Annotated in this window: 26 protein-coding genes and 1 tRNA gene; 5 read left to right on the top strand and 22 right to left on the bottom strand. The window is 62.6% G+C overall.

Annotated features, from left to right (window positions below):
- From fabF to UW3_RS0114485, 7 genes are all read right to left on the bottom strand, one after another.
- A partial coding sequence (gene fabF / locus UW3_RS27010) for a beta-ketoacyl-ACP synthase II (RefSeq protein WP_010223226.1) occupies nt 1-1,005 on the bottom strand: 1,005 nt, incomplete at its 3' end.
- 104 nt (nt 1,006-1,109) lie between these two features.
- Nucleotides 1,110-1,346 carry an acyl carrier protein gene (gene acpP, locus UW3_RS0114510; RefSeq protein ID WP_010223225.1) on the bottom strand — a complete coding sequence of 79 codons (237 nt, stop codon included), beginning with the start codon at nt 1,344-1,346 and terminating at the stop codon, nt 1,110-1,112.
- A 196-nt stretch (nt 1,347-1,542) separates the two neighbouring features.
- Complete coding sequence (gene fabG, locus UW3_RS0114505) at nt 1,543-2,283, bottom strand: 3-oxoacyl-ACP reductase FabG (protein WP_010223224.1); 741 nt, start codon at nt 2,281-2,283, stop codon at nt 1,543-1,545.
- 16 nt (nt 2,284-2,299) lie between these two features.
- Nucleotides 2,300-3,238 carry an ACP S-malonyltransferase gene (fabD, locus tag UW3_RS0114500; protein WP_026001331.1) on the bottom strand — a complete coding sequence of 313 codons (939 nt, stop codon included), beginning with the start codon at nt 3,236-3,238 and terminating at the stop codon, nt 2,300-2,302.
- A gap of 129 nt (nt 3,239-3,367) precedes the next feature.
- Nucleotides 3,368-4,378 (bottom strand): phosphate acyltransferase PlsX, encoded by a 1,011-nt coding sequence (gene plsX, locus UW3_RS0114495; RefSeq protein WP_081492797.1) that lies wholly within the window; start codon nt 4,376-4,378, stop codon nt 3,368-3,370.
- A gap of 3 nt (nt 4,379-4,381) precedes the next feature.
- A complete protein-coding gene (rpmF, locus tag UW3_RS0114490; protein ID WP_010223221.1) occupies nt 4,382-4,564 on the bottom strand; it encodes a 50S ribosomal protein L32 in 183 nt (60 codons plus the stop codon).
- A gap of 13 nt (nt 4,565-4,577) precedes the next feature.
- Nucleotides 4,578-5,105: a YceD family protein gene (locus UW3_RS0114485; RefSeq protein ID WP_010223220.1), complete on the bottom strand. Its 528-nt coding sequence runs from the start codon at nt 5,103-5,105 to the stop codon at nt 4,578-4,580.
- A 95-nt stretch (nt 5,106-5,200) separates the two neighbouring features.
- Between UW3_RS0114485 and UW3_RS0114480 the strand changes: the two genes are divergently transcribed.
- Nucleotides 5,201-5,779: a Maf family protein gene (locus tag UW3_RS0114480; protein ID WP_010223219.1), complete on the top strand. Its 579-nt coding sequence runs from the start codon at nt 5,201-5,203 to the stop codon at nt 5,777-5,779.
- A 57-nt stretch (nt 5,780-5,836) separates the two neighbouring features.
- Here the strand turns inward: UW3_RS0114480 and UW3_RS0114475 are convergent, their stop codons facing one another.
- The 3 genes from UW3_RS0114475 to rluC are packed head-to-tail and all read right to left on the bottom strand — an operon-like array spanning nt 5,837 to nt 8,451.
- Nucleotides 5,837-6,820, bottom strand: coding sequence for a S49 family peptidase (locus UW3_RS0114475; protein ID WP_010223218.1), 984 nt, complete (start codon nt 6,818-6,820; stop codon nt 5,837-5,839).
- A complete protein-coding gene (locus tag UW3_RS0114470) occupies nt 6,813-7,505 on the bottom strand; it encodes an HAD family hydrolase (RefSeq protein WP_010223217.1) in 693 nt (230 codons plus the stop codon). The genes UW3_RS0114475 and UW3_RS0114470 overlap by 8 nt, the downstream gene beginning before the upstream one ends.
- On the bottom strand, nt 7,495-8,451 hold the full coding sequence (gene rluC / locus UW3_RS0114465; protein ID WP_010223216.1) for a 23S rRNA pseudouridine(955/2504/2580) synthase RluC: 957 nt from the start codon (nt 8,449-8,451) through the stop codon (nt 7,495-7,497). The genes UW3_RS0114470 and rluC overlap by 11 nt, the downstream gene beginning before the upstream one ends.
- Nucleotides 8,452-9,195: 744 nt before the next feature.
- On the opposite strand from rluC, the gene rne reads away from it, so the two are divergent.
- Nucleotides 9,196-12,357 carry a ribonuclease E gene (rne, locus tag UW3_RS0114460; RefSeq protein ID WP_081492796.1) on the top strand — a complete coding sequence of 1,054 codons (3,162 nt, stop codon included), beginning with the start codon at nt 9,196-9,198 and terminating at the stop codon, nt 12,355-12,357.
- Between the two features lie 171 nt (nt 12,358-12,528).
- Here rne and murB read toward each other — a convergent pair whose 3' ends face one another.
- From murB to UW3_RS0114420, 8 genes are all read right to left on the bottom strand, one after another.
- Nucleotides 12,529-13,548, bottom strand: coding sequence for a UDP-N-acetylmuramate dehydrogenase (gene murB / locus UW3_RS0114455; protein WP_010223214.1), 1,020 nt, complete (start codon nt 13,546-13,548; stop codon nt 12,529-12,531).
- Nucleotides 13,545-14,009, bottom strand: coding sequence for a low molecular weight protein-tyrosine-phosphatase (locus UW3_RS0114450; protein WP_010223213.1), 465 nt, complete (start codon nt 14,007-14,009; stop codon nt 13,545-13,547). Before UW3_RS0114450 ends, murB begins: the two co-directional genes overlap by 4 nt.
- Nucleotides 14,009-14,773, bottom strand: coding sequence for a 3-deoxy-manno-octulosonate cytidylyltransferase (gene kdsB, locus UW3_RS0114445; protein ID WP_010223212.1), 765 nt, complete (start codon nt 14,771-14,773; stop codon nt 14,009-14,011). The genes UW3_RS0114450 and kdsB overlap by 1 nt, the downstream gene beginning before the upstream one ends.
- On the bottom strand, nt 14,770-14,955 hold the full coding sequence (locus UW3_RS0114440) for a Trm112 family protein (protein ID WP_003247142.1): 186 nt from the start codon (nt 14,953-14,955) through the stop codon (nt 14,770-14,772). Before UW3_RS0114440 ends, kdsB begins: the two co-directional genes overlap by 4 nt.
- A 37-nt stretch (nt 14,956-14,992) precedes the next feature.
- Nucleotides 14,993-16,003: a tetraacyldisaccharide 4'-kinase gene (gene lpxK / locus UW3_RS0114435; protein ID WP_010223211.1), complete on the bottom strand. Its 1,011-nt coding sequence runs from the start codon at nt 16,001-16,003 to the stop codon at nt 14,993-14,995.
- Entirely contained in the window at nt 16,003-16,434 is a 432-nt protein-coding gene (locus UW3_RS0114430; protein ID WP_010223210.1) for an ExbD/TolR family protein, read from the bottom strand. Before UW3_RS0114430 ends, lpxK begins: the two co-directional genes overlap by 1 nt.
- Complete coding sequence (locus UW3_RS0114425; RefSeq protein ID WP_010223209.1) at nt 16,431-17,066, bottom strand: MotA/TolQ/ExbB proton channel family protein; 636 nt, start codon at nt 17,064-17,066, stop codon at nt 16,431-16,433. The genes UW3_RS0114430 and UW3_RS0114425 overlap by 4 nt, the downstream gene beginning before the upstream one ends.
- 70 nt (nt 17,067-17,136) lie before the next feature.
- The gene (locus tag UW3_RS0114420) at nt 17,137-19,359 is read right to left on the bottom strand and encodes a DNA internalization-related competence protein ComEC/Rec2 (RefSeq protein ID WP_010223208.1); all 2,223 of its coding nucleotides are present in this window, start codon (nt 19,357-19,359) and stop codon (nt 17,137-17,139) included.
- 143 nt (nt 19,360-19,502) lie between these two features.
- On the opposite strand from UW3_RS0114420, the gene UW3_RS0114415 reads away from it, so the two are divergent.
- The gene (locus UW3_RS0114415) at nt 19,503-20,045 is read left to right on the top strand and encodes a DUF2062 domain-containing protein (protein WP_010223207.1); all 543 of its coding nucleotides are present in this window, start codon (nt 19,503-19,505) and stop codon (nt 20,043-20,045) included.
- Here UW3_RS0114415 and UW3_RS0114410 read toward each other — a convergent pair.
- The 3 genes from UW3_RS0114410 to UW3_RS0114400 form a co-directional block, all read right to left on the bottom strand.
- On the bottom strand, nt 20,013-20,792 hold the full coding sequence (locus UW3_RS0114410; RefSeq protein ID WP_010223206.1) for an ABC transporter permease: 780 nt from the start codon (nt 20,790-20,792) through the stop codon (nt 20,013-20,015). The two genes, UW3_RS0114415 and UW3_RS0114410, sit on opposite strands and share 33 nt — an antisense overlap.
- Nucleotides 20,789-21,721 (bottom strand): ABC transporter ATP-binding protein, encoded by a 933-nt coding sequence (locus tag UW3_RS0114405; RefSeq protein WP_010223205.1) that lies wholly within the window; start codon nt 21,719-21,721, stop codon nt 20,789-20,791. Before UW3_RS0114405 ends, UW3_RS0114410 begins: the two co-directional genes overlap by 4 nt.
- Before the next feature lie 154 nt (nt 21,722-21,875).
- The gene (locus tag UW3_RS0114400) at nt 21,876-22,499 is read right to left on the bottom strand and encodes a glutathione S-transferase (RefSeq protein WP_010223204.1); all 624 of its coding nucleotides are present in this window, start codon (nt 22,497-22,499) and stop codon (nt 21,876-21,878) included.
- A gap of 184 nt (nt 22,500-22,683) precedes the next feature.
- Here UW3_RS0114400 and UW3_RS0114395 point away from each other — a divergent pair, with 184 nt between their 5' ends.
- Together UW3_RS0114395 and UW3_RS0114390 are read left to right on the top strand one after the other, a co-directional pair.
- On the top strand, nt 22,684-25,131 hold the full coding sequence (locus tag UW3_RS0114395; RefSeq protein ID WP_010223203.1) for an acyl-CoA dehydrogenase: 2,448 nt from the start codon (nt 22,684-22,686) through the stop codon (nt 25,129-25,131).
- 68 nt (nt 25,132-25,199) lie between these two features.
- A complete protein-coding gene (locus tag UW3_RS0114390; protein ID WP_010223202.1) occupies nt 25,200-25,607 on the top strand; it encodes a PA2817 family protein in 408 nt (135 codons plus the stop codon).
- A 103-nt stretch (nt 25,608-25,710) separates the two neighbouring features.
- On the opposite strand, the gene UW3_RS0114385 is transcribed toward UW3_RS0114390, so the two are convergent.
- Nucleotides 25,711-25,786: transfer RNA gene (locus UW3_RS0114385), tRNA-Gly, on the bottom strand.
- Between the last annotated feature and the right edge of the window lie 84 nt (nt 25,787-25,870).

Below are 25,870 nucleotides of genomic sequence, written 5' to 3'. Positions count from 1 at the left end.
GGTCGAGCTGCCCGCCAGCGTGTAGGCGTGCTCGCCGAACACCGACTTGATCGCCGACGCTTCAGCCAGGTCGCCGGCTGGCGTCGAGGTACCGTGGGCGTTGATGTAATCAACGTCGCTGGCATTCAGGCCGGCATCGCGCAGGGCGTTGGCCATGCAGCGCGCAGCCCCGCTGCCGTCTTCTGGCGGCGAGGTCATGTGGTAGGCGTCACCGCTCATGCCGAAACCAACCAGCTCGGCATAGATGGTTGCGCCGCGCGCCTTGGCGTGCTCGAGCTCTTCGAGCACCAGCGCACCGGCACCGTCAGCGAGCACGAAACCGTCACGCCCCTTGTCCCACGGACGGCTGGCACGGGTCGGGTCGTCATTGCGGGTCGACAGCGCCCGCGACGCACCGAAACCGCCCATGCCCAGACCACAGGCGGCCATCTCCGCACCGCCGGCAATCATCACGTCGGCTTCACCGAAGGCGATGTTGCGCGCGGCCATGCCGATACAGTGGGTACCCGTGGTGCACGCAGTGGAAATAGCGTAGTTAGGCCCCTGTACCCCCAAGTGGATCGACAGGAAACCGGAAATCATGTTGATGATCGAACCCGGTACGAAGAATGGCGAAATACGCCGCGGGCCCTGGTCATGCAAGGTCCGGCTGGTTTCTTCGATATTGGTCAGGCCACCGATACCCGAGCCCATGGCCACGCCAATGCGCTCGCGGTTGGCATCGGTTACTTCCAGGCCGGCATTACGCACCGCCTGAAAACCGGCAGCCAGGCCGTACTGAATGAACAGATCGAGCTTGCGGGCTTCCTTGACCGACAGGTACTGCTCGACTTCAAAGCCCTTTACCGAGCCGCCAAAACGGGTGGAGTAGGCAGACAGGTCAGTATGCTCGATCAGACCTATGCCACTGCGGCCAGCCAGAATGCCCTGCCAACTGCTCGGCACATCCGTACCCAGTGGCGACAGCATACCCATACCGGTGACCACGACGCGTCTACGCGACACAGCACTCTCCTTATTCAATTGACTACATCTCTTGTAAAGAAAAAACCGCACGCCGGCAAAGGCAGTGCGGTTTTTCCATGACAAGAAGCGACGACTACAACGTCTTAAGCCTGGTGGCTGTTGACGTAGTCGATAGCAGCTTGAACAGTAGTGATCTTCTCGGCTTCTTCGTCAGGGATTTCGGTCTCGAATTCCTCTTCCAGAGCCATCACCAGCTCAACAGTGTCAAGGGAATCGGCACCCAGATCTTCGACGAAGGAAGATTCGTTCTTCACTTCTTCTTCTTTAACGCCCAGTTGCTCGGCGACGATTTTCTTGACGCGTTCTTCGATGGTGCTCATACCTTGTTTTCACTCCTAATGGACATATGTCAGGCAGCTGGCCGGTGTGTAAGTGTATAGAAAGACGTCTGCTTTTCAAGCGCAACACGCCTTGCAAGACCACACCTGCCAACCGACTAGAATCTGGTTGCAGCTTTATAACGGATTTTAGACAGCTCGTATGACATTTTTTTGAAGCAATCCGTCACATCCGATTTTACATGTACATGCCGCCGTTGACCGGGATGGTCGCGCCGGTCACATAGCCTGCACCTTCAGAGGCCAGGAAAGCTACCACATTGGCAATTTCCTGAGCCTGGCCCAGACGCCCCAGGGGGATCTGGATCTGCAGCGCTTCACGCTGAGCTTCAGGCAGCTCGCGGGTCATGTCGGTGTCGATGAAGCCCGGGGTCACCGAGTTGACGGTGATCGCACGGGAGCCGACTTCACGCGCCAGGGCGCGGCTGAAACCTTCCAGACCGGCCTTGGCGGCGGCGTAGTTGACCTGGCCGACGTTACCCATGGCACCGACCACCGAGCCGATGCTGATGATACGACCCCAGCGTGCCTTGGTCATGCCGCGCAGCACGCCCTTGGACAGACGGTAGAGGCTGTTCAGGTTGGTGTCGATGACGTCGAACCACTCGTCGTCCTTCATGCGCAGCATGAGGTTGTCGCGGGTGATACCGGCGTTGTTGACCAAGATGGTCGGCGCACCGAACTGCTCTTGGATCTTGGCCAGGGTAGCGGTGACCGACTCGTCGCTGGTCACGTTCAGCTCAAGGCCGGTACCGGTGATGCCGTGCTCCTTGAGGGTCGCGGCGATACGCTCGGCGCCCGAAGCGGAGGTGGCGGTACCAATCACGGTAGCGCCCAGACGGCCCAGTTCCAGGGCGATAGCCTGGCCGATACCACGGCTGGCGCCGGTAACCAGGGCAACTTTACCTTGCAGGCTCATGCAAGCTTCTCCTAAATCAGGCCTGCGCCGCGAGCGTCGCGGCGAAAGCATCCGGGGTATTGAGGTTAGAGGTGTTGACGCCGTCGGCGCAGCGCTTGTTCAGGCCGGCCAGAACCTTGCCCGGGCCGCACTCGACCAGGTTTACCGCGCCTTTGGCAGCCAGGGTCTGCACGCACTCGACCCAGCGGACCGGCTTGTACAGCTGCTCCAGCAGGTCGCGCTTGAGGGTATCGAGATCAGCCGCAACGGCAGCGCTGACGTTCTGCACCACCGGGATCTGCGGGGCCTGCCAGTCGATGGCATTGACCGATTCGGCAAAGCGCTCGGCAGCCGGGCGCATCAGCTCGCAGTGCGACGGCACGCTGACCGGCAGTGGCAGTGCGCGCTTGGCGCCAGCAGCCTTACAGGCTTCCATGGCACGCTCAACGGCGGCCTTGGCACCGGCGATGACTACCTGACCTGGCGAGTTGAAGTTCACCGCACTGACCACTTCGCCCTGGGCAGCTTCTGCGCAGATACCCACGACGACAGCATCGTCCAGGCCGAGGATCGCCGCCATGGCGCCCTGCCCGGCCGGCACGGCCTCCTGCATGAGTTCGCCGCGACGCTTGACCAGCCTCACAGCGTCACCCAGGCTCAGGCTGCCAGCGGCGACCAGGGCGCTGTATTCGCCCAGGCTGTGACCGGAAACGAACGCCGGACGCGCACCGCCCTCTGCCAGCCACAAGCGCCACAAGGCGATCGAGGCAGTGAGAATGGCCGGTTGGGTTTTGTCGGTTTGGTTGAGTTGCTCTTCCGGACCGGCCTGGGTCAACGCCCAGAGGTCATAGCCCAGAGCCTCGGAGGCCTCACGGAAGGTATCAATGACCAGCGGATACTGGGCACCCAACTCGGCAAGCATGCCGAGGGACTGCGAACCTTGACCGGGAAAGACGAATGCGAGGGATGCAGACATTGAACAAGCCCCTAGTGATCTTGTCGTCGGAAATAAAGCGCCCAGCACCAGGCTGAGCACAAGAAACTGAAGAGTTGGATGGTAACGAGGACCAAGCGGTCACATTTAACCACTTCCTGAGGCATATACCTAAAGCAACAGGTCTTCCAGGCGGCCGTGCAAGCGTTGCGGCAGGTTCTCCTGGATCTCGATCAGCGCGCGCTGGATGGCGCTCTGAAAGCCCTGTACACCGGCAGAGCCATGACTTTTGATGACGATGCCCTGCAGGCCAAGGAAGCTTGCGCCATTATGTCGCGCCGGCGCCAGGTCAGCCTGTAGGCGGCGCAGCAGCGGCATGGCCACGGCACCGGCCAGGCGCGCACCGAACCCGCCCTTGAACAGGGCCTCGATGCGCGAACCGATCATGGTCGCCAGGCCTTCGCTGGACTTGAGCAGGATATTGCCGACAAAGCCGTCGCACACCACCACATCCGCTTCGCCACGGTACAACCCGTCACCTTCGACAAAGCCGATGTAGTTCAGCCCACGGGCGTTCTGCAGCAAGTTCGCGGCAAGCTTGACCTGCTGGTTGCCCTTGATGTCTTCGGTACCGACGTTGAGCAAGGCCACACGCGGCCGGGAGATCCCCAGGGCCTGGGCGGCCACCGAGCCCATCACGGCGAACTGGTAGAGGTTTTCCGCGCTGCAGTCGACATTGGCGCCCAGGTCGAGCAACTGGCAATAACCGGTCTGGGTGGGAATGGCGGCAACCATGGCCGGGCGGTCGATGCCGGGCAGGGTTTTCAATACATAGCGCGACAGCGCCATCAGCGCACCGGTGTTGCCGGCACTCACGCAGGCTTGAACCTTGCCATCACGCAATAGTTCCAGGGCCACGCGCATGGACGAATCGGGCTTGCCGCGCAACGCCTGGGACGGCCGCTCATCCATGCCGATCACCTCGCTGGCGGCCACGATCTGCAGGCGCGCGCGATCCGCTGCCGACTGGCCAGCGACTAGATCTTCAAGGAGGGAGGGTTGACCGACGAGGGTCAGGTGCAGCGAGGGGGTAGCCGACAGGCAAGCAATACTCGCCTGAACAATGCTGCGGGGACCGAAGTCCCCGCCCATTGCGTCAATCGCGATGATCTGAGCGGACAAGGATTACTCGTCAGCGCCCTTGTCGATCACTTTACGACCACGGTATACGCCTTCTGGCGATACGTGGTGACGCAGGTGCACTTCACCAGTGGTTTTCTCTACGGACAGAGCGTTTTCCGAGAGGGCGTCGTGCGAACGGCGCATGTCACGGGCAGAGCGGGATTTTTTGTTCTGCTGAACAGCCATAATTGATTAACTCCTAAACGTTTGGGTCACGCTTTAACTGCGCCAATACACTGAACGGGTTGGACCGTGTTACCTCGTCCTTGCTCGGTTCGGGCTCATCGGCGCCCGCCGGCTGCTGGCATTCTTCCGGATGATGAGCAGGCACGATAGGCAAGGCGAGCAGAAGCTCTTCCTCGACCAAGGCCTGCAGATCCAAAGGATCTTCGCCCAGTTCCAGCACGTCATAACCTTTCGGCAACGACTGGGTATTCGCACCCTCCTTCACCACGGCGTAAGTACATTCGCTGTGGATCGGCAGGGTGACCAGCTCAAGACAACGCTGGCAAACCATCTTGACCTCGACGCTCAGGTCGGTGTGGATAACCACAGCCTTCTGCTCGTCGCGCTCAAAATCGAATTTAGCCTGCACCGTACCGACAGTGTCGGAAAGCGGGTCGCAGAGTCTCTCCAAATCGGCGAGCTGCAGTGTTCCTTCGAGGGAAACACCACGATCGGCCAATTTGCGCGGGTCAACGTGAGGTGGAATCGGGTCATTCAACATAGGCGCAGCATTCTAGGGATGACCCCCGCCCCTGTCAAAGGAAATTCGGCTCCGTTCAGCATGTTAGAATCGTTTCACCTGCCCAGGAGTCTATCATGCTGCCTTTATTACTGGCTTCCAGCTCACCTTACCGGCGCGAACTGCTCGAGCGCCTGCGCCTGCCTTTCAGCTGCGCCGCCCCGGATATCGACGAACAGCGCCTGCCCGAGGAACCCGCCCTTGACCTGGTCAAGCGCCTGGCCCGGGAAAAAGCCCTGACCCTGGCCGACAGCCATCCCGGGCACCTGATCATCGGCTCTGACCAGGTGGCAGTGCTGGGCGAGCAGATCCTCGGCAAACCACACACCTTCGAGCGCGCCTGCGAGCAGCTGCTGGCCGCCAGCGGCAATCATGTGAGCTTTCTCACCGGCCTGGCGCTGCTCAACAGCACTACCGGCCACTGCCAGGTCGACTGCGTACCCTTCACGGTAAACATGCGCGAGCTGGACCTGAAGCGCATCGAACGCTACCTGCGCGCCGAACAGCCCTACGACTGCGCCGGCAGCTTCAAGGCCGAAGGCCTGGGCGTGAGCCTGTTCCAGAGCACCCACGGGGTGGATGCCACCAGCCTGATCGGCCTGCCGCTGATTCGCCTGGTGGATATGCTGCTGGCTGAAGGCGTGAGCTTGCCCTGATACCGCGAGCACAAAAAAGCCGGCCTCCAAGGGCCGGCTTTTCATCAGGCAATACAATCAGCGCAGCGATGGCCCCTGAAAGCCCATCCACATGGCCAGGCGCTCGGCAACACTGGCACCCAGGCGCTTGGAGAAGCGATCGAACGGCGACTCTTCGACAGTGAAGTCGACCAGCTCCTTCTCCCCTACCACTTCACGCGCCACGTAACCGGCACTGCCCAGACCATCCACCAGCCCCAGGGCCAGCGCCTGCTCACCCGACCAGATCAGGCCACTGAACAGCTCAGGATGCTCCTTGTCCTTGAGGCGCTCGCCGCGACCCTGCTTGACACTGGCGATGAACTGCTTGTGCGTGGTTTCCAGCACGCCCTGCCAGAACGCCGTCTCTTCAGGCTTTTGCGGCTGGAACGGATCAAGGAAGGCCTTGTGCTCGCCAGCGGTGTAGGTACGACGCTCGACACCGAGCTTCTCCATGGTGCCGACAAAGCCGTAGCCGGCCGCCGTCACACCGATGGAGCCAACCAGGCTGGCCTTGTCGGCATAGATCTGATCAGCGGCACTGGCAATGTAGTAGGCACCGGAAGCGCCCAGGTCACTGATTACCGCATACAGCTTGATGGCTGGGTACTCTGCGCGCAGGCGGCGAATTTCGTCGTAGATGTACCCTGACTGCACCGGGCTGCCACCCGGACTATTGATGCGCAGGACCACCGCCTTGGTTTTCGGATCCTTGAACGCCTCGCGCAAGCCACCGACGACGTTGTCAGCGCTAGCGGGCTCCTGATCGGCAATCAAGCCGCGCACCTCGACCAGCGCGGTGTGGCTGACGCTGCGCGAGGCCGCTTTGTCCATGTCCATCAAAGGCGTGAACAAGGCAAGGATGCCGAACAGGTACACAAAGCCCATCAGCTTGAAGAAAATCCCCCAGCGCCGCGCCCGACGCTGCTCCTGAACACCAGCCAGGAGGGTTTTCTCCAGCAGCTTCCAGCTCTTGCGCTCTTCGTTGTCTTCGGCGCTGGGCGCCTTCCACTCGTCAGTCATGCTCACCTACCCTGGAATCTGCTGCCACAGGCGATTGGCTAAGCCAGGCCTGCAACTGAGAAAAATGATCAATACACAGCTGCGGCCCAAAGGCACTCAAGGCCTCCAGCGACATGGCGCCGTAACCAACCGCTACCGAATGCATGCCAGCATTGCTGGCCATCAACAGGTCGAATGATGAATCTCCAACCATCAACGCTCGCTGCGGTTCGACCTGGCAATGAGCAAGGATCTCCTCGAGCATCTGCGGGTGCGGTTTGCCGCGACTCTCGTCGGCCGCCCGGGTGATGTCGAAGTAGCCCTCCCAGCCATTGGCGCGCAGCACACGATCGAGACCGCGACGCGCCTTGCCGGTGGCCACCGCCAGGCGATAGCCCTCGGCACGGAACGCCTCCAGCGACTCCACCACACCTTCGAACAGCGGCGAAGGCTGGTCATCCAGGGCCATGTACACGTCAGCATAGTGCTGGCGGAACTGCGCCACCTGCCCCGCATCGAGCTGCGGATACAACACACTGATGGCTTCTGGCAACGCCAGGCCAATTATACCCTTGACCGCCTCGTCATCGCAGGCGGCATAGCCCGCGCGACCGGCGGCCAGGTGCATGGCCTCGACGATGCGACCGATGGAGTCGGCCAGGGTGCCGTCCCAGTCGAAGATCAGCAGATCGTAATCACGCTGCACTCAGGCGCTCCACGGTCTTGGCCCACATTTCATCCACCGGCGCCTCAAGCTTGAGCTCGCCGCCATCGGGCAACGGCACGGTCAGGGCGTAGGCATGCAGGAACAGGCGCTTGCCACCAAGGTCGCGAATCTCGCGGGTGAAATCTTCATCGCCATACTTGCTGTCGCCGGCAATGCAATGCCCGGCATGCAGGGCATGCACGCGAATCTGGTGGGTACGCCCGGTGATCGGCCGCGCCTCGACGATCGTGGCGAACTCGCCGAAACGGCGCAGCACACGGAAGATCGTCAGCGCCTCCTTGCCCTCGTCATTGACCTCGACCATGCGCTCGCCGGAGCGCAGATTGCTCTTGAGCAAGGGCGCATTGACCTGCTTCTTGGCGGTGGCCCAGTGACCGCGAACCAGCGCCATGTAGCGCTTGTCGACGCCATCACCACGCAGGGCGGCGTGCAGGTGACGCAACATGCTGCGCTTCTTGGCAATCATCAACAGGCCAGAGGTATCGCGATCGAGGCGGTGGACCAGCTCCAGCTCCTTGGCGTCGGGACGCATCTGACGAAAGGCTTCGATCACACCGAAATTCAGGCCACTACCACCGTGCACGGCAATACCGGCCGGTTTGTTGAGCACAATCAGAGCCTTGTCTTCGTAGACAATCGCCGCTTCAAGGCGCTGAAGCAAACCCTGGGCCACCGGCACCGGTTCGTCACGTTCGGGTAGACGAACGGGCGGCACGCGCACGATGTCACCGGCCTGCAACTTGTACTCGGGCTTGATCCGGCCCTTGTTCACACGCACTTCGCCTTTGCGCAAAATGCGGTAAATCAAGGTCTTGGGAACACCCTTGAGTGCAGTGATGAGGAAATTATCGATTCGTTGGCCGGCAAGTTCCGGCGCGACCTCGATCAGCTGGACGCCGGAGGTCGGAGGGGCATTAGTCGTCATTTGCCAATCATAACAATTTTTTATGGATTTGAAGCACTTAATGATTGCTGCTATAGTCGCGAACGCCGCCAAAAGCGGCTGGCCAGCGGACTCACGGCTTACAGCCGGCCCTGACCGACGCAATTCTCGAGGACGCGAGGCCGTCCGACGGGGCTTTCGCCAGTTTACAGAAATGCCTGGAATCGCCACCAGCGCCGTGCAGAGAAGACCGATAAAAAACTACAAGAGCGGTATTTCACCCTCCCCCACGTTTTTTTCGCTGCCACTCTGTCAGTGCCGTCAATTTCACGCAGTCATGGCGACGGCTTCGGAAATACCAGCCTTGGACATAAAAGGCGCGGGCTCCCGTATGGAGCTGGCGAAAATGCAACCCGTTGCGGATTCAGCGCGCGGCAGCACCCGAATTATCAGGGATACGTGTAGGGTGGAGATGCACAACCGTCGGACCGTGTAGTACTGCGTCCAGTCCACCGGCCTATTGGCCAGGCGACCGGACCCGGTCTTGATCAAGATGCCCCACGGGCGTCCACGGCCGAAGGCTGATTCCTCCTCCTGACTGAGTGCATTTGACACCACAGCAAGCAGGACGCGTCGTCGCGACTTCGGCAGTACTGGGTGACCAGTCGGACTCGAAAGTTGCTGGACACGGGGGTGGCCCGCCACTCCTTGCGCACCTGACACAGACCGTGAGAAGTCGTGTGTGCCGAACGCCGTTTCCGGCAGCCCGGAAACCGACGGTATTACATGAAAAGAATGCTGATTAACGCGACTCAACCCGAAGAGTTGCGTGTAGCTCTGGTGGACGGCCAACGTCTCTACGACCTGGACATCGAGTCCGGCGCGCGTGAGCAGAAGAAGGCCAACATCTACAAAGGCCGGATCACCCGGATCGAACCCAGCCTGGAAGCCGCTTTCGTCGACTTCGGCTCCGAGCGTCACGGCTTTCTGCCGCTGAAGGAAATCTCCCGCGAATACTTCAAGAAGTCGCCCGAAGGCCGGGTGAACATCAAGGAAGTGCTCAGCGAAGGCCAGGAAGTCATCGTCCAGGTCGAGAAAGAAGAGCGCGGCAACAAGGGCGCGGCCCTGACCACCTTCATCAGCCTGGCCGGTCGCTACCTGGTACTGATGCCGAACAACCCGCGTGCCGGTGGCATCTCCCGCCGCATCGAAGGCGAAGAGCGCAACGAACTGCGCGAAGCCCTCAACGGCCTGGTCGCCCCTGCCGACATGGGCCTGATCGTGCGCACTGCCGGCCTTGGCCGCAGCAGCGAAGAAATGCAATGGGACCTCGACTACCTGCTGCAGCTGTGGACCGCGATCAAGGAAGCGTCCCAGGACCGCGCCGCGCCATTCCTGATCTACCAGGAAAGCAACGTCATCATCCGCGCGATCCGCGACTACCTGCGCCAGGACATCGGCGAAGTACTGATCGACAGCATCGACGCCCAGGAAGAAGCCCTGACCTTCATTCGCCAGGTGATGCCGCAGTACGCCAGCAAGATCAAGCTGTACGAAGACAGCGTGCCGCTGTTCAACCGCTTCCAGATCGAAAGCCAGATCGAGACCGCCTTCCAGCGCGTCGTCGACCTGCCGTCCGGCGGCTCGATCGTCATCGACCCGACTGAAGCCCTGGTCTCCATCGACATCAACTCGGCGCGCGCCACCAAAGGCAGCGACATCGAGGAAACCGCCCTGCAGACCAACCTGGAAGCGGCTGAGGAAATCGCCCGCCAGCTGCGCCTGCGCGACATCGGCGGCCTGATCGTGATCGACTTCATCGACATGACCCCAGCCAAGAACCAGCGCGCCGTGGAAGAAAAAGTCCGCGAATGCCTGGAAGCCGACCGTGCCCGCGTACAGGTTGGCCGCATCTCGCGCTTCGGCCTGCTGGAAATGTCCCGTCAGCGCCTGCGCCCTTCGCTCGGCGAAAGCAGCGGCATCGTCTGCCCACGCTGCAGCGGTACCGGCATCATCCGTGACGTCGAATCGCTGTCGCTGGCAATCCTGCGCCTGATCGAAGAAGAAGCCCTGAAAGACCGCACCGCCGAAGTCCGCGCCCAAGTGCCGATTCCGGTTGCCGCCTTCCTGCTCAACGAAAAACGCAATTCGATCACCAAGATCGAGCTGCGCACCCGGGCCCGTATCGTCATCCTGCCGAACGATCACCTGGAAACCCCGCATTTCGAAGTCCAGCGCCTGCGCGACGACAGCCCGGAAGCCCTGAGCGGCCAGTCCAGCTACGAAATCGCTGCCGCCGAGACCGAAGAAGTCCAACCGGCTGCCGCCACCCGCACCCTGGTACGCCAGGAAGCCGCGGTCAAGACTGCCCCGGCGCGCGCCAACGCCCCGGTGCCGACCGAAGCTGCCGCGCCAGTGGCTGCCCCGGTGCACGCACCTGAACCAAGCCTGTTCAAAGGCCTGGTGAAGTCGCTGGTCAGCCTGTTCGCCGGCAAGGACGAACCTGCCGCCGCCGCCCCTGCAGTTGCCGAGAAACCTGCCAGCGAACGCCCGCAGCGCAACGAAGAGCGTCGCAACGGTCGTCAGCAGAGCCGCAACCGCAACGGCCGCCGCGACGAAGAGCGCAAGCCGCGTGAAGAGCGTGCCGAGCGCGCCCCGCGTGAGGAGCGTCAGCCACGCGAAGCTCGCGAAGAAGCCCCTGCCCGTGAAGAGCGCGCACCACGCCAGCCGCGTGAAGAGCGCCAACCACGCGCACCACGTGAAGAACGCCGCTCCCGCGAGGAGCGTCCGGTCCGCGAACTGCGCGAGCCACTGGACGCCGTCGCCCCGGCCGTACGCGAAGAGCGCCCCGAGCGCGCCCCGCGTGAAGAGCGTCAGCCTCGTGAAGAACGTGCACCACGCGAAGAACGCGCCCCACGTGAAGAGCGCGCCCCGCGCGAAGAACGTGCTCCGCGTGAAGAGCGCGCACCACGTGAAGAGCGTCAACCGCGTCCGCCGCGTGAAGAGCGTCAGCCTCGCCCAGCCGAACAGGCTGCAGAAGCGGCTGATGAACAACTGCCGAACGAAGAGCTGCTGCAAGATGACAACCAGGAAGGCACCGAAGGCGAACGCCCTCGCCGCCGCTCCCGTGGCCAGCGTCGTCGCAGCAACCGTCGCGAGCGTCAACGCGATGCCAACGGCAACCTGGTAGAAGGCTCGGAAGAAGGCAGCGAAGAGCAGCCTCAAGCCACCGAGCTGGGCGCTGAACTGGCCGCCGGCCTGGCCGTGACCGCCGCTGTTGCCACCAGCAACATCAGCGCCGCTGCCGAAGCCGAAGCCAACCAGCAGGCCGAACGCGCCACTGCTGCTGTCGAAGAGCAGGCCGTTGTTGAAGTCGCTGCCAGCGAAACCGTCGCTGTCGAAGCTGCCCAGCCAGTGGTTGAAGTCACTGAAGTCGCCGAAGTGGTTGAAACCGTCCAGGCTGCTGAAGTCGCTGCCGCACCGGTTGTCGAACAACCGTTCACTGCCCCGGTCGAAGCGCCGCAGGCCATCGAAGCCAGCATCGCTCCAGTGGTCGAAGCATCCGTGCCTGCACCAGTTGAAGCGGTCGAGCCGGTTGCTGCAGTCGAGCCAGAGCCTGCAGTGCAGGCACCGGTTGTGGCTGAACCGGTAGTCGTTGCCGAAGCAGTCGAAGCGCCTGCGCCCGTTGTCGAGCCAGCACCGGTCGAAGCGCCGGCACCTGCTGTTGAAGCACCGGCCAGCGCCCTGACCAGCAGTGGTCGCGCCCCGAACGATCCACGTGAAGTACGCCGTCGCAAGCGTGAAGCCGAAGCTGCCGCAGCCGCCGCTGCAGCGGCCGCCGCCGAAGCCAGCGCTGCCGTGGTCGCTGAAGAGGCGCCTGCTGCACCGGCTGAAGAAGTGGTCGAGGAGAAACTGGAAACCACAGAAGAGCACAAACCGCTCGTCTGATTATCCAGGCTGAAAAAAAGCCCCGCCAGGTAACTGGCGGGGCTTTTTTATTGCCTGCAGGAAAGCGGATCACCTGTGGCAGCCGGCTTTGCCGGCAATAGGGCCAGCACAGCCTACGACCCCTTCGGGCTCGATCGCTGGCAACGCCAGCTTCCACAAGGACAGCACAAATCAGTACAGATTCGGCTCCATTTCCAGCTCGACCCCGAAACGCTCAAGGATGTCGGCCTGGATTTTCTGCGCCAGTTGATGCAACTGCACACCGCTAGCCTGGCCATAGTTGACCAACACCAGCGACTGCAAGCGGTGCACCCCGGCATCGCCTTCGCGATGCCCCTTCCAGCCAGCCTGCTCGATCAACCAGCCCGCAGCCAGTTTGAACTGACCATCAGCCTGTGGATAAGCCACCAGCCCCGGGTACTGCAAGCGGATCTTTTCGGCCAGCACCGCAGCCACCACCGGGTTCTTGAAGAAGCTCCCGGCATTGCCCAGTTCGAGCGGGTCGGGCAGCTTCTCGCGGCGAATGCTGCAGATCGCATCGCTGACATTCTGCGCAGTCGGCTGACTGACGCCCTGCTCGCTCAGGCGCTGCCGCACCGGACCGTACTCCAGGTGCGCGTGCATAACCCGACTCAAGGCAAAGCGCACCCGCAGAATCAACCAGCGGCCCGGATGACGCTTGAACAGGCTGTCACGGTAGGCAAAGGCGCATTCTTCCAGGCTGAAATCGCGCAACTCGCCAGTCTCGCGATCCAGCGCGGTGAGCCCGGCGAACACATCCTTGATCTCGACGCCATAGGCACCAATGTTCTGCATCGGCGCGGCGCCGACCGTGCCCGGGATCAGGCTGAGGTTTTCCAGCCCGGCCAGGCCCTGGGCCAAGCTCCACTGCACGAACGGATGCCAGGGCTCACCGGCTTCGGCCTCGACCACTACCCGCTCACCGTCGTCAGACAGGATGCGCAGGCCACGACTGGCCATGCGCATAACCAACGCCTGGATATCGCCAGTCAGCAGCAGGTTGCTGCCACCGCCGACCACCAGCACCGGTACGCCCTGCTCACTCGCCCGGGCCAAGGCCTGGCGCACCTCATCGTCGCTATGGACTTCAGTGAAATAGCGGGCCTTCACGTCAATGCCGAAGGTGTTGTACGGCTTGAGCGATACGTGTTGCTGCCACTGCCCGCTCATAGACGGCCCTTGAGTTCGATGACCAATCGGCGACAGGCGACTTCGATCAGGTCCAGGACCTGCTCGAAATCCTCTTCGGCGCCGTAGTAAGGATCCGGCACCTCATCCAGCGCACCGTCATAGCGACGCAGGAACAAGTCCAGCTCGGCTTTTGACCCGGCAGGCTGCATTGCCCGCAGATGGCCAAGATTGCTCTTGTCCATGGCCAGGATCAGGTCGCATTCATTGAAGTGCGCGGCCTTGACCTGTTGCGCACGCTGCTGCGACAAGTCATAGCCACGTATGCGGGCGGTACGACAGGTACGGGTATCGGGTTGCTTGCCGACATGCCAGTCACCGGTACCGGCCGAAGCCACCTCGATCAATTCGCCCAGGCCCTCAGCCTGTAACTGGTGACGCAACACGCCTTCGGCGGTGGGTGAACGGCAGATATTGCCCAGGCACACGAACAGTACCCGCATCAGGCCTCCAGCAAGCGCCGCACGCGCTCCAGGTCTTCAGGGGTGTCGACGCCCACGGGCGGCGCATCGATGGCATCGGCGACGTGAATACGCACGCCATGCCAGAGCGCGCGCAACTGCTCCAGCGCTTCGGTCCTCTCCAGCCAGCACGGGCCCCAGGCGACGAAATCCTGCAGGAAGCCAGCGCGGTAGGCGTACATGCCGATGTGACGGCGGTACGGCACGTCTTGCGGCATTTGCTCACGACTGTGGGCAAAGGCATCACGCGCCCACGGCAACGGGGCACGGCTGAAGGTCAGGGCCAGACCGTTGCAATCGCTGACCACCTTGACCGCATTGGGGTTGAACAGCGCTTCGATGTCGCTGATCGGTTCGGCCAGGGTGGCGATGCCCGCTTCAGGATGGGCCGCCAGGTTGGCCGCCACCTGATCAATGATCACCGGCGGGATCAGCGGCTCGTCCCCCTGAACATTGACCACGATGGCATCGGCGGTCAGGCCCAGCTTGGCAGCCACTTCGGCCAGGCGGTCGGTACCGGAGTCATGGTCTTCGCGGGTCATCAGCACTTCGGCGCCGAAGGCCTCACAGGCTTTGAAAATACCCGCGTCATCGGTAGCGATCACCACGCGGCTGGCGCTGCTTTTGCACGCCTGTTCCCAGACATGCTGGATCATCGGCTTGCCGGCAATCGTCAGCAACGGCTTGCCCGGCAAGCGGGTCGACCGGAGCCGCGCCGGAATCACAACGGTAAAGGCCAGGCTCATTTGTCCAGACGCTCGTCATCGGTCAGGGTGCGCGCTTCGCTTTCAAGCATTACCGGGATGCCATCGCGGATCGGGTAGGCAAGACCGGCGCCCTTGCTGATCAGCTCGGTCTTGTCGGCGCTGAGCTTGAGTGGGCCTTTGGTGATCGGGCAGGCAAGAATATCGAGCAGTTTGGTGTCCATGGAAATTCCTCGGGCCAATGGCCGGAAAAGAAACGAATCAGGAGGGCTGCGACCCGGGCAGCAAGCGAGCGAGCTGGGCATCGATCCAGGCCTGGAAGCCCGGCGAAGGCACAGCATCGACCGCAAGGTACCACCAGTCGTCAGCAGCAAAGGCGCGGCATTTGACCGCGTCCTTCTCGGTCATGACCACAGGCAACGCAGGCGTGAAGCTCAGGGCCTGGCCGCTGTACTCGGCATGATCGGCAAAAGGGTGTGGCACAGGCTGCCAGTTTAGCCCCTGCAGGGTGTTGAAGAAACGTTGCGGGTTGCCAATGCCGGCCACCGCATGCAGGGCCTGGCCAGGAGGGAAATAGTCGAGACGGTGACGCTCGCCGCTGCGCAGGTTGACCAGCGCGGTAGGCTGCAGGGCAAAGGCAAAACCGTCTTCCCGGTCGGCCGTGGCGCCATTGTAAAGCACCGCGTCTACTTCCTGCAGGCGCTCCACCGGCTCGCGCAAGGGGCCGGCTGGCAGGCAGCGGCGATTACCCAGGCCGCGGGCGGCATCGATCAGCACCAGCTCCAGATCGCGCGCCAGGCGGTAGTGCTGCATGCCATCGTCACAAAGGATCAGGTCCAGCGTCTCGCTGGCCAGCAACGCCTGTACGGCGCGCGAGCGGTCCGGGTCGATCATCAGCGGCACGCCGCTGCGCTGGACGATCAGCAAAGGCTCATCGCCCGCCTCGGCCGCGCCCTGCTCGGCACGCACGCGCCAAGGCAACTGCGGTGGCTTGGCACCATAACCGCGGCTGACCACGCCGACGCGCAGGCCGCGCTGACGGCAATGCTCGATCAACCAGAGAATCATCGGGGTCTTGCCGGTTCCGCCGACGGTGATGTTGCCCACCACAATCACCGGTACCGGCGCGCGGTAACGCTGGCTTTCACCACTGAGAAAGCGCGCGCGCTTGCCCAGCACCACGCGGCGATACAGGGCTTCAAGCGGACGCAGCAGGGCCAGGGCAGGATGCCCGGCGTACCAGGCATCGAGCAGGCGATCGGCAATTGCCATCAGGGCGTCCCCTGAGCCGCCTCGACCGTGGTCATGCGCAACTGGCTGAAACCGAGCTTGCCGGCCGCATCCATGGCAGTCACCACCGCCTGATGCGGGGTCTTGCCGTCGGCGCTGATCGACAACGGCAGTTTGGTGTCACCTGCGGATTCCTGCTGCAGGGCTTCGGTCAGGGTCGCCAGGTCGCTCTTGGGCAACAGATGGTTGTTCACCGAGTAGACGCCATCGGCGCTGATGGTGATGTCCAGCTGCTTGAGCTCGGAATCCGGTGCCGGCGCGCCGCTGACCGATTCCGGCAGCTCGACGCGCAACTGGGTTTCGCGGGTGAAGGTGGTGGTGACCACGAAGAACAGCAGCAGGATGAACACCACATCGATCAGCGAGGCCAGGTTGATGTCCACGGTCTCCCGTGGCTTGCGCCGGAATTTCACGCCTTGCCCTCGGCCAGGTCGACATCACGGTCGCCCTGCACCACTTCGACCAGCTTGATCGCCTCCTGCTCCATGCCGACCACCAGCTCATCGATGCGCCGCTGCAGGAAACGGTGGAAGAACACCGCCGGGATACCAACCATCAGGCCGGCCGCCGTGGTGATCAGCGCCTTGGAGATACCACCGGCCAACACCGCCGCGTTGGTGGTCATGCCGGTGCCCATGAAGGCACTGAAGATATCGATCATGCCCAGCACGGTGCCGAGCAGGCCGAGCAGCGGCGCCATGGCGGCGATGGTGCCCAGGGCATTGATGTAGCGCTCCAGCTCATGAATGACCCGGCCGGCGGCCTCTTCGATGCATTCCTTCATGATCTCGCGGCCATGGCGCGAGTTGGCCAGGCCCGCAGCGAGGATCTCGCCCAGTGGCGAATCGGCACGCAGGGCCTTGAGTTTGTCACTGGTGAGCTGCTTGTCCTTGATCCACATCCACACCTGGCCCAGCAGATGCGGTGGCGTGACCCGGCTGGCGCGCAGGGTCCAGAGACGCTCGGCGACGATCGCCATGGCAGCGATGGAGCTCAGAATGATCGGCAGCATCATCCAGCCACCGGACTTGACCAATTCCCACACAGTAAGCATCCCCTCGAAAAAGTCCGCCACTTTACCATAGGACCCCAGGGGGCTCATCTGCCGAAGGTCGTCATCTCGGCTCACGCCAGAAACGCCGCTGGGCGCGCAGCCCTTCAGGCTCGCCGAACGCCCCCAGGCGCAGGCGCAGCGCACCGTGTTCGACATTGTCGTAAGCCTGGATACCGTGCGTCCGATAGCGCGCCATGACCTCGGGGTGAGGATGACCGAAGGCGTTGTAGCGCCCCCGGGAGATCAGCACGCCACGCGGGGCGGTTGCGCTCAACAGCGCCTCACTGGAGGAACTGCGGCTGCCGTGATGGGGCGACTGCAGCCAATCGACCTGGCCCGCCTGCCAATCCCGCACCCAGGCCCGCTCGCCACGGGCATCGAGATCACCGGTGAGCAGCAGCTTCTCGCCTTGCGCCTCGACCAGCAACACACAGGAATCCTGGTTGCTATCACCGGCGTCATGCCATTGCCAGAGGGAAAAATTGACCCCGTCCCACTGCCAACCCTCGCCGCTACCGCAAGATTGCGCTTGTAGCACAGCAGGCAAGGCCGACGCTTCGCCACTGAGCACCCGTAGTACCGGCAAACCGCGCTGAACGGCGCGAGCGCCGCCGGCGTGGTCGGCATCGGCGTGGCTGAGCAGCATCAGGTCGAGCTGGCGCACGCCCAGCTTGTGCAAGCTGGGTAGCACCACCCGCTCGCCCAAATCGAAATCGCCCATGGCCGGGCCCGCGTCATAGAGCATGGCGTGGTGACGGGTGCGCAAGATGAACGCCAGCCCCTGGCCGACATCCAGTTGCCAGACCTCCACCTGGCCCTCGGGTACGCGCTCCTGTGGCGCAAATGCCGCCAGCAGCAACAAAGGCCAGCCGAGGGCGCGCATCGGCAAGCCGCGCGGCAACAGCAGCAGGAACGCCCCCAGGCACACCAGCAACCAGCTCCAGAAAGGCAGTGCCGCAGGCAGCCAGGCTGGGCGCCAGACAGCGGCTTCTGCCAACATCCGGAACAAACCGTCGAGCAAGCCACCGGCCAGCCACAACAGCCCCTCCCCCAGATACGGCACCGGCAGCAACAGGGTGCCGAGCAACGCCGCCGGCAACACCGCAAGGCTGATCCACGGCACCGCCAGCAGGTTGATCAGCGGTGCCGTCAAGCTCACCGGCAAACCTTGCGCGAGCAACACCGGCAACAAGCCGATGGCGATCAACCACTGGGCGCGACCCCAGGCCAGCCACGGGTTCCAGGCGCCAAGGCGGCCGCTGAAGGTAAAGATCAGAATCGCCACGGCCACGAACGATAACCAGAAGCCCGGCTGCAAACTGGCCAGCGGCTCCCACAGCAACACCGCGTTCATCGCCAGCAACAGCGGCAAGCCAACGCCCAGATGGCGAAAACGCAGGCGCCAGAGCAGCACCATGGCCAGCATCACACAGGCACGCTGCACCGGCACCTGAAAACCGGCCAACACGCCGTAGACCAGTGCGGCGGCAAGTGCCAGCGCACAGGCACAAGGCAACCAGGGCAGCCTTGGCGGCCACCAGCCAAGGCGCGCCAGCCCGGCAATCAAGGCATACACCAACCCGGCCAGCAGCCCCACATGCTGGCCAGAGATCACCAGCAAGTGCACCGTACCGGTTGCCTGCAACGCCTGCCAGTCTTCGCGCGCCAACCCGCCGCCATCACCCAGTACCAGCGCGGCCAGCGCCGCCTCCCGGCCTTGGGCATCCACAGCCAACAAGCGCTGGCGCAGGTGATCGCGCCAGGCCGCTGTCGCCGGTGCCAGGCGCTCGCCGGCCTTGACGCTGCCGGTGGCACCGATACGCCGGGCCAACAGGCTCGCTTCCTGATCGGGACCATGAGGATTGAGCAAACCGGAGGGGCGTTTGAGGCTGACGGCCAATCGCCAAAACTCACCGCTGTTGACCGCTGGCCCGCCAAACCAGCTGAGCTGTATTCGCCGGGGCAATTGCGCACGGCGAGAGTGGGCAGCGCTCAGCTCGAAGCGCACCGAGCGCGCGCCCTGCTCCGGCAAGCCTGTGACCCGGCCTTCAATCCACAAGGTACGGCCATCGAGTTCTGCCGCCAGACGCTGGTCCAGCGCCGATTGCGCCGAGACACAGGCCCAGCTCAACCCCAACAGAAACAACCCGATTGGCCAGAGCCGCGAAGGCAAGCAGGAAAGTCCGACAACTGTCAGCAGGACAAGTCCCCAGACAGACGGCAAAGCCGGTAGAAACCCGAGACTGATCAGCCCGAGCGCAAGCGCCAACATCCCTGTGCGCATAAGGTTGAAGCTCCAGAAGTGAACCACCTCCTGAGGCTTAGATCAGTGACGGCAAGCGCTCGCTAAATAATTGTCACAAAGTCTGAATAAGGCACTTTTAGAATCCGTGCATACTGGCACCCTTCAGATTGCCGAGACCCCACATGCCGCGTCGTCTCTTCAAACGCTACATGCCCGATCCGACCAGCATCAGGGAACACAAATCCTTACGCTTTCTCGGCCGGCTGTTGCACGACCCCAACCTCTGGCACCTCAACCGGCATTCGGTTGCGCGGGCCATGGCCGTCGGTCTGTTCGCCGCCTTTATCCCGGTTCCGATGCAGATGCTACTGGCCGCCAGCCTGGCGATCATGGTGCGCGGCAACCTGCCGATCGCGGTCAGCCTGGTGTGGCTGACCAACCCGATCACCATGCCGCCGGTGTTCTTCTGCACCTACCAGATGGGCGCCTGGCTGATGCAGATTCCGCCACGCAGCCTGCCCGAAGAACTGACCTTCGAATGGATCACCGACCAGCTGTCGACCTTGTGGCAGCCGTTCCTGCTCGGTTCAGTGGTGTGTGGCGTGTTGCTCGGCGCCCTCGCCTACTGCCTGACCATGCTCTACTGGCGCTGGTGGGTAGGCCGGCAGTGGCGCCGGCGCAAGGTCAAGCAATCAGGTACGCATTCCTCGCCCGCTGACCAATAGGCGCGTACAACCGACATACAGCACCGCAGTGGCGACCAGCATGAAGCTGATGGCCACGCCGATACGGATATCCGACACGCCGAGAATGCCATAGCGGAACGAGTTGACCATGTGCAGCACCGGGTTGGCCATCGACACGGTCTGCCAGAACGGCGGCAGCAGGGTAATCGAGTAGAACACCCCGCCCAGGTAGGTCAGCGGCGTCAGCACGAAGGTCGGGATGATCGAGATATCATCGAAGTTGCGTGCGAACACCGCATTGATGAAGCCCAGCAACGAGAAGATCGTCGCCGTCAGCAGCACCACGACAATGGTCACGCCCAGGTGGTGCACCTGCAGGTCGGTGAAGAACAACGACAGCAACGTGACGATCACCCCCACCGCCAGGCCGCGCAATACACCGCCCAGGGTGTAGCCGACGAGGATGGTGTGCGGCGACACCGGCGACACCATCAGCTCCTCGATCGAGCGCTGGAATTTACTGCCGAAAAAGCTCGACACCACGTTGCCGTAGGAGTTGGTGATCACCGACATCATGATCAGCCCCGGGACGATGTACTCCATGTAGGTGAAACCGCCCATGTCGCCAATTTGCCGGCCAATCAGGTTACCGAAGATCACGAAATACAGAACCATGGTGATTGCCGGAGGCAGCAAGGTCTGCGGCCAGATCCGGGTGAAGCGGCGTACTTCGCGGTAGACGATGGTATTGAGGGCGACCAGGTTGGCGCTCAGTTCCGAACTCATACCGCCACCTTTGCCAGGTTTTTCTCAACCAGGGACACGAACAGCTCCTCGAGACGATTGGTCTTGTTGCGCAGGCTCTGCACCTCGATGTTCTGCAGCGCCAGCTGGCCGAACAGCGCGGTGATGCCCACTTCCTTGTCCACTTGCACTTCCAGGGTGTGCGGGGTGATCAGACGGCACGGATAACCGACCAAGTGTGGCGCCTGGGGCAAGTCCTGCTTGAGGTCGAGCAGGAAGGTCTCGACATGCAGTTTGCTCAGCAAGGCACGCATGCTGGTGTTCTCGACGATGGTGCCGTGGTCGATGATGCCGATGTGGCGGCACAACTGTTCAGCCTCTTCCAGGTAATGGGTGGTGAGGATGATGGTGATGCCTTTCTGGTTGAGCTCGGTAAGGAAACTCCACATCGAACGGCGCAGCTCGATGTCGACGCCCGCGGTGGGCTCGTCGAGGATCAACAGGCGCGGCTCGTGAATCAGGGCGCGGGCGATCATCAACCGGCGCTTCATGCCGCCGGACAGCGCACGCGACGGTGCATTGCGCTTGTCCCACAGGCCGAGCTGGGTCAGGTACTGCTCGGCACGCTCCTTGGCCACCTTGGCCGGAATGCCGTAGTAACCGGCCTGGGTCACGACGATGTCAAAGGTCTTTTCGAACTGGTTGAAGTTGAATTCCTGCGGCACCACGCCAATGCAACGCTTGAGCGCGGCGGGTTGACGATCAAGGTCGTGACCGAAAATATTCACGCTGCCGCTGGTCTTGTTGACCAGGGTCGAGAGGATGCCGATGGTGGTGGATTTACCGGCGCCATTGGGGCCGAGCAAGGCGAAGAAGTCACCTTCGGCGACATCCAGGTCAATACCCTTGAGGGCCTGGAAACCGTTGCCGTAGGTTTTGGTTAGCTGCCTTATGGACAGAGCAGAACTCATAGCGGGTCGCGTACCAGTGTGGAAGGTTCTAGACGCGGCCGGGCAAGGCCGGCCGCAGTGAATATGACCATGGTGCTTGTGCAGACCGGACAAGTACAGTCATGTGTATCGATAATAACTATCAGATTGACCGTAGTTGCCCGATCAACAGTGATCAGGTCAGTGCGGTCATCACTGCCGCCTGGTACGCCGGGCGCTCCCGCAAGCGTTCATACCAGGCGCGCAGGTGACGCATTTCGGGACGCTCGATAGGCATCTCGAACCAGGCATACGCAAAACAGCCCAGCGGAATGTCGCCCATGCCCAGGGTATCGCCGGACAGATACGGCGAATTGGCCAAGGCCTGATCTGCAATCGAAAGCAGCTGCGCGCAGGTCTTGTGCGCGGCGTTGATTGCCAGCCAATCCCGCTGCTCTTCAGGCGTGCGCACCATGCCCCAGAACAAGGGGCGAAACGGCGTGGCGAGCGACGAGGTGACCCAGTCCATCCACTTGTCCGCCTCGGCGCGCTTGCGCGCGTCCGTCTCATACCAACCCGACGCGCTACCGTATTGCGCGCACAGGTAGCGAACGATGGCATTGGACTCCCAAAGCACCAGGCCGTCGTCTTCGATCATCGGCACCAGGCCGTTGGGGTTCAATGCCCGGTATTGCGGGTCATTGACCAGGCCGAAGGCGCCCCCGGCATTTATCGACTCATACTCAAGGCCAAGCTCTTCGGCACACCACAGTGCTTTCCTGACATTGGTCGAGTTCTTCCTACCCCAGATCTTGAGCATGACATATCCCTATTGGTTTGACGGGTCGCCCAGTCTACTCCAGGCGATCACGCTGGCAATCATCTGGCATTCAGGCGAACTCCTGAGGTCATGTCCTGTCACTGTTCAGGCAAGCCGTTTAGCCGATGCGGTCTAAGCTTCGATGGATGGCGAAATGCCCTGATGTTTCACGGAGGAACTTCCTATGTTGCTGTTGTGGTTAGTGGTCCTGGTGATCGGCGTGGCTTACCTGGCCCACCGTCGCATTGCCGCCTTACCAGCATTGGGCATCGTCGCCCTGTACCTGCTGGCGATGGGCATTTTCAGCCATTCACCGGTCTGGTTGCTGACGATCTTCTGGCTGTTGCTGGCCGCCGTGGCCGCCCCGCTGCTGCTCCCCGACCTGCGCCGCAACGTGCTCAGCGCACCGTTGTTCGGCTGGTTCCAGCGCACCCTGCCGCCGATGTCGCAGACCGAACGCGAAGCCATCGACGCCGGCACCGTGTGGTGGGACGGCGAATTGTTCAGCGGCCGCCCGGACTGGAACACCCTGCTCGGCTATTCCAAGGCCGAACTCACTGAAGAAGAACAGGCCTTTATCGATGGCCCCACCGAAGCACTCTGCGCCATGGTCAGCGACTGGCAGATCGGCCAGGACCTGGACCTGCCGCCCGCCGCCTGGGAGCACATCAAGCGCCATGGCTTCTTCGCCTTGATCATCCCCAAGGAGTACGGCGGCAAGGGTTTCTCGGCCTATGCCCACTCGCAGGTGGCGATGAAGCTGGCGACCCGCAGCGGCGACCTCGCCTCTACAGTCATGGTGCCCAACTCCCTCGGCCCGGCCGAACTGCTACTGCACTATGGTACCGACCAGCAGCGCAATCACTACCTGCCGCGCCTGGCCCGTGGTGACGAGATCCCCTGCTTCGCCCTCACCGGCCCGCTGGCCGGCTCCGATGCTGGCGCCATGCCCGATACCGGCGTCATCTGCAAAGGCCAGTGGCAAGGCGAGGAAGTCATCGGCCTGCGCCTCAACTGGGAAAAGCGCTACATCACCCTCGGCCCTGTCGCCACCCTGCTGGGTCTTGCCTTCAAGGCCTACGACCCCGAACACCTGCTGGGCGACAAGGAAGAACTGGGCATCAGCCTGGCACTGATCCCCACCGACATCCCTGGCGTCGAGATCGGCAAGCGCCACCTGCCGTTGGGCGCGGCGTTCATGAACGGCCCCAACAGCGGCAAGGATGTGTTCGTGCCGCTGGACTTCCTCATCGGCGGCCAGGACATGCTCGGCAAGGGCTGGATGATGCTGATGAACTGCCTGTCGGTGGGCCGCTCGATCTCCCTGCCGGCAGTGGGCACGGGCGCGGCCAAATACACCAGCCTGGTCACCGGCCAATATGCGCGTATCCGTGAGCAGTTCAATGTGCCACTGGCGGCCTTCGAAGGTATCCAGGAATCCCTCGCGCGCATCGGCGGCAACGCCTTCCTGATGGACAGCGCGCGCCTGCTCACCGCCAAGGCCGTGGACCTGGGCGAGAAACCCTCGGTGCTCTCGGCGATCCTCAAGTACCACCTCACCGAGCGCGGCCGTGAGTGCATCCAGCACGCCATGGATGTGCATGGCGGCAAGGGCATCATCATGGGCCCGAACAACTACCTGGGGCGCAACTGGCAAGGCGTGCCGATCTTTATTACCGTCGAGGGTGCCAACATCCTCTCGCGCAACCTGATGATCTTCGGCCAGGGCGCGATTCGCTGCCATCCGTTCGTGCTCAAGGAAATGGCTTTGGCCGGCCGCGAAGACCACGACCAGGCACTCAAGGAGTTCGACCAACTGCTCATGCAGCACATCGGCTTTGCCGTGGGCAACGCCGCCAGCACCCTGGTCCTCGGCCTGGGCCTGGGTCACTTCGAGAAAGTCCCGGGCGATGCCTTGAGCCAGGGTTACTTCCGCGCCCTCAACCGTCAGGCGGCGGCCTTCGCCCTGCTCGCGGACCTGTGCATGATGCTGCTCGGCGGCGAACTCAAACGCCGCGAACGCCTGTCGGCGCGCCTGGGCGATGTGCTCAGCCACCTGTACCTGGGCTCGGCTGCACTCAAGCGTTACCACGACCTGAACTCGCCCGAGCACCTGCAACCGCTATTGCGCTGGGCCATGGAAGAAAGCCTCGGCCAAGCCGAAAAAGCCCTGGACCGGCTGCTCGACAACTTCCCCAATCGCTTGCTCGGTTGCGCCCTGCGCCTGGTGGTGTTCCCGTTCGGGCGCCGCCACAGCGGGCCAAGCGATGAACTGGACGCCGAGATCGCCGAACTGATTGGCCGCGCCAAGGGCGACCCGGCCCTGGAAGAACTGCTTGCCGGTTGCTACCGACCGCAAGCTGAGGGTGACCCGGTTGCGGCCCTGCAACAGGCCTACGAGCAACTCAGCGCAAGCGAGCCGCTGCGCAAAAAGCTGCAGCAGGCACTCAAGAGCGGCCAGGTCGCCGCCGCCCCGGGCGAATCGGTAATCGATGCTGCCCTGCATGCCGGCGTGCTGCAAGCCGTTGAGGCGCAAAGCCTGCATGCCGCTGAAACGGCACGCCGCCGGGTGATCGATGTGGACGCCTTCAACAAGGAGGAACTGCTACCGGCCGACGGCAAGATTCGCTAAGAGCCGGGACATCGGGCGCCGGGCGCCGTATACTCCCGCGCCCGTTTTTGCTCAAGAGGATTGCCAGCATGGCTACCGATCGCCTGGAATATCATCTCGCCCTGCTCACCCACCTGCGCACCATCCTGGTTGCCTTGGGCGAAGCCGAGCAGGTACCGGAAGAAAGCCACGCGCTGTTTCTGGAGCGCTTCGACGAGCTGATGCTGCAACTGCCGGTCGACCCGGAAAGCACCTATCTTGGCCAGGACATCATCTGCCAGGTCATCCAGCGCTACCCGCAAATCGCTCACCTGGTCCCGCGCGACCTGCTGTGGTTCTTTGGCGGCGACTGCCTGCACTTCATGCCGGAGAACGAGCTGGACATGTACCAGGAACTGGAAGAGCGCCGCTTCGAAGCCGAGCAGAATGACGAGCCCTTCGACTGGAATCAGGAAAAACAGCTGCTGAGCATGTCGGACGACGACAGCAAGCATTAAGCGCTACAGGCGCGCAGGGCTGACAACAGTCCTGCCGTCTGCAGGTGGCGGTTAAAACCGAGACGAAAAAAAACGCCGTTCAAATGAACGGCGTTTCTTTATTTGGAGCGGGAAACGAGACTCGAACTCGCGACCCCGACCTTGGCAAGGTCGTGCTCTACCAACTGAGCTATTCCCGCAAATTTTGTAGCGACCGGCAAACCGGCAAGAACAAGCGCTGATGCCCTTGTTCCATCACTACAGCGTTATCAAACGCTGGAGCA

The organism is Pseudomonas donghuensis, assembly GCF_000259195.1.
Taxonomy (GTDB): domain Bacteria; phylum Pseudomonadota; class Gammaproteobacteria; order Pseudomonadales; family Pseudomonadaceae; genus Aquipseudomonas; species Aquipseudomonas donghuensis.
This window is presented reverse-complemented; position numbering and strand designations above follow the sequence as displayed.

Coding starts and splice junctions, on each gene's coding strand:
- UW3_RS0114395 (WP_010223203.1), top strand. CDS start 22,684: ATGTTGCTGTTGTGGTTAGTGGTCCTGGTGATCGGCGTGGCTTACCTG.
- UW3_RS0114410 (WP_010223206.1), bottom strand. CDS start 20,792: ATGAGTTCGGAACTGAGCGCCAACCTGGTCGCCCTCAATACCATCGTC.
- UW3_RS0114480 (WP_010223219.1), top strand. CDS start 5,201: ATGCTGCCTTTATTACTGGCTTCCAGCTCACCTTACCGGCGCGAACTG.
- UW3_RS0114420 (WP_010223208.1), bottom strand. CDS start 19,359: ATGCGCACAGGGATGTTGGCGCTTGCGCTCGGGCTGATCAGTCTCGGG.
- UW3_RS0114390 (WP_010223202.1), top strand. CDS start 25,200: ATGGCTACCGATCGCCTGGAATATCATCTCGCCCTGCTCACCCACCTG.
- fabG (WP_010223224.1), bottom strand. CDS start 2,283: ATGAGCCTGCAAGGTAAAGTTGCCCTGGTTACCGGCGCCAGCCGTGGT.
- UW3_RS0114415 (WP_010223207.1), top strand. CDS start 19,503: ATGCCGCGTCGTCTCTTCAAACGCTACATGCCCGATCCGACCAGCATC.
- UW3_RS0114400 (WP_010223204.1), bottom strand. CDS start 22,499: ATGCTCAAGATCTGGGGTAGGAAGAACTCGACCAATGTCAGGAAAGCA.
- UW3_RS0114440 (WP_003247142.1), bottom strand. CDS start 14,955: ATGGACACCAAACTGCTCGATATTCTTGCCTGCCCGATCACCAAAGGC.
- UW3_RS0114485 (WP_010223220.1), bottom strand. CDS start 5,105: ATGTTGAATGACCCGATTCCACCTCACGTTGACCCGCGCAAATTGGCC.
- fabD (WP_026001331.1), bottom strand. CDS start 3,238: ATGTCTGCATCCCTCGCATTCGTCTTTCCCGGTCAAGGTTCGCAGTCC.
- UW3_RS0114475 (WP_010223218.1), bottom strand. CDS start 6,820: ATGACTGACGAGTGGAAGGCGCCCAGCGCCGAAGACAACGAAGAGCGC.
- rluC (WP_010223216.1), bottom strand. CDS start 8,451: ATGACGACTAATGCCCCTCCGACCTCCGGCGTCCAGCTGATCGAGGTC.
- kdsB (WP_010223212.1), bottom strand. CDS start 14,773: ATGAGCCTGGCCTTTACCGTTGTGATTCCGGCGCGGCTCCGGTCGACC.
- murB (WP_010223214.1), bottom strand. CDS start 13,548: ATGAGCGGGCAGTGGCAGCAACACGTATCGCTCAAGCCGTACAACACC.
- lpxK (WP_010223211.1), bottom strand. CDS start 16,003: ATGGCAATTGCCGATCGCCTGCTCGATGCCTGGTACGCCGGGCATCCT.
- UW3_RS0114450 (WP_010223213.1), bottom strand. CDS start 14,009: ATGCGGGTACTGTTCGTGTGCCTGGGCAATATCTGCCGTTCACCCACC.
- rpmF (WP_010223221.1), bottom strand. CDS start 4,564: ATGGCTGTTCAGCAGAACAAAAAATCCCGCTCTGCCCGTGACATGCGC.
- UW3_RS0114405 (WP_010223205.1), bottom strand. CDS start 21,721: ATGAGTTCTGCTCTGTCCATAAGGCAGCTAACCAAAACCTACGGCAAC.
- acpP (WP_010223225.1), bottom strand. CDS start 1,346: ATGAGCACCATCGAAGAACGCGTCAAGAAAATCGTCGCCGAGCAACTG.
- rne (WP_081492796.1), top strand. CDS start 9,196: ATGAAAAGAATGCTGATTAACGCGACTCAACCCGAAGAGTTGCGTGTA.